2 protein-coding genes are annotated in these 1,963 nt (G+C 31.6%); both read right to left on the reverse strand.

The genetic code is table 11. The features are described 5' to 3' along the window. Positions 1–184 precede the first annotated feature (184 nt). Entirely contained in the window at positions 185–694 is a 510-nt protein-coding gene (locus CWS01_RS22135; protein ID WP_101179747.1) for an acyl-CoA thioesterase, read from the reverse strand. A gap of 118 nt (positions 695–812) precedes the next feature. Further along, the gene (locus CWS01_RS22140; protein ID WP_101179749.1) at positions 813–1,748 is read right to left on the reverse strand and encodes a magnesium transporter CorA family protein; all 936 of its coding nucleotides are present in this window, start codon (positions 1,746–1,748) and stop codon (positions 813–815) included. Positions 1,749–1,963 lie beyond the last annotated feature (215 nt).

Below are 1,963 nucleotides of genomic sequence, written 5' to 3' on the forward strand. Positions count from 1 at the left end.
CTTTTTTGGGTCAGATCATTATTTCGACAGTCTTTTGATTATTTTCCAGGAAATTTTTCTATTAACTTGTGTTTTCCTAGAAAATATTTTGTTTTTCGACAGGGGATTTCTCCCTATTTCTGTCACAAAATGCATTTGCCTTTTTTAAATACTTTGTACAATTCGACAATACTTTTTATATCACTTATTTCTTATCAAGTTTATACTTTGATGCTAATTCTTCTGTTTCTTTTTTTCTTTGTTTTCGCATTTCAGCGCGTTTTTTACCTGATTCGTATAACTGTTTCTCTTCTTCCGTTTCGGGAATAACAGCAGGTACTTTAGTTGATTTCCCTTGTTCATCAATTGCAACCATTGTTAAAAAGGAAAGTGCACACAAATTAACTTCCCCTGTCAATAAGTCCTCTGCCATGACCTTTACAAACACTTCCATAGAAGAATAGCCTGTATATGTAACAAAGGCTTCTAAACATACAGAATTTCCTTCATGAATCGGATGCAAGAAATCAACAGAATCTGTAGAGGCAGTGACAATATTCTTCCTTGCATGTCTCATTGCAGCAATTGCAGCGGTATCATCTATATATGCCATTAATTTCCCGCCAAATAATGTACCATACGTATTTGTATCTGTCGGAAAAACAATACTTGTTTTAATTACCAATGATTCTTTGCAAAATTTAGACTGCTCCATATATCCTCCTATATACAATAATGAATAGTATTTTTTATATTATCCCAATAAAAGAAATTAGTACACTGCCCCATTATTATATGTGAAAAACAAAAGAAGCGTCCATATTTCATGCCTATTAACGAAAGAAAGAATTTCGTTTTTTTGCTTTCAGCAGGTCACCCATCCATCCTTTCGACCTTAAATAAAAATAAACAATGATAGATGAAACTGCAATAACGGAAAGTGAAAATGGATAGCCTAATTTCCAGTCAAGTTCTGGCATAAGTTTAAAATTCATTCCCCACAACGCTCCCCATGCCATAATTGGTGTACATAATGTTGTTAATACCGTAAGTGTTTTCATAATTTCATTGCCTCGATGCTGGGATACCACTTCTTCAAAGTGAACTAAATTATTTAACTCTTTTTGATATTCTTCTACTAATGTTAATCCTCTTTCAATTCGTTTGCTGATTCTTTTATATTCTCTGCCATTTAAAGTATCTTCTCCAAATGTTTCTTCTATCGCATATCTTAGTTCTAAAAAAGGAATCATGACATTTTTCCAGACAATAATTTCATGTCTTGATTGGAAAACCTTCTCTAAGGTTTTTATACTATTCTTCTCTTTAATGTCCCAGATTAGCTTATCTAGTCGTTCTTCATAACTATCAATACGGTATAATATTTCTGTCATAATCGAACCTAAGATAACCATAAATCCTTCAACAGGGGATGTGCCCCTTTTTATTTCTTTATGAATATCTATATGGTTATTCAAATGAAGGCTATTATCTTTATAGTCTAATGTAATTAAAATATCCTTTGTTAAAAAAAAATGAAAAAGTTCATAACTGTCTTTATTATCTACTTCACGATGATAGATAAGAGAGCCGCTAATTATTTCCCTCCCCTCATTTTCTGTATTGATTTGCAGAAAATTCCTTGTTTTATTTTTTATTATTTGTGACCATCTTTTTATCTCTTGATCATAATTTGTATGTATCTCTTGCAATCCTTCCTGCTCTTTAAGCTGATACCAAACCCATTCATTCATATGATATTTTTGCATGATAAGTCACCTCCCCAAAACCAATTTTTTCTTTCTAGTATTCCCTTTCTACCAAAAGAACAAACTTACAATCAGTTATTTTAAACGCTGGTTTTTCTTTTCTTCTAAACGGGTATATAAAAATATCATCATCTTAAAATAAGGCTGTTTTCTAAAAGATGGTTGTTTTTCAGATAGTTTCAATGAGTAAATCCATGGTTAAAACAGGTTGATTG

The sequence above is a fragment of the Niallia nealsonii genome, from assembly GCF_002835805.1.
In the GTDB taxonomy this organism is placed as follows: domain Bacteria; phylum Bacillota; class Bacilli; order Bacillales; family Cytobacillaceae; genus Niallia; species Niallia nealsonii.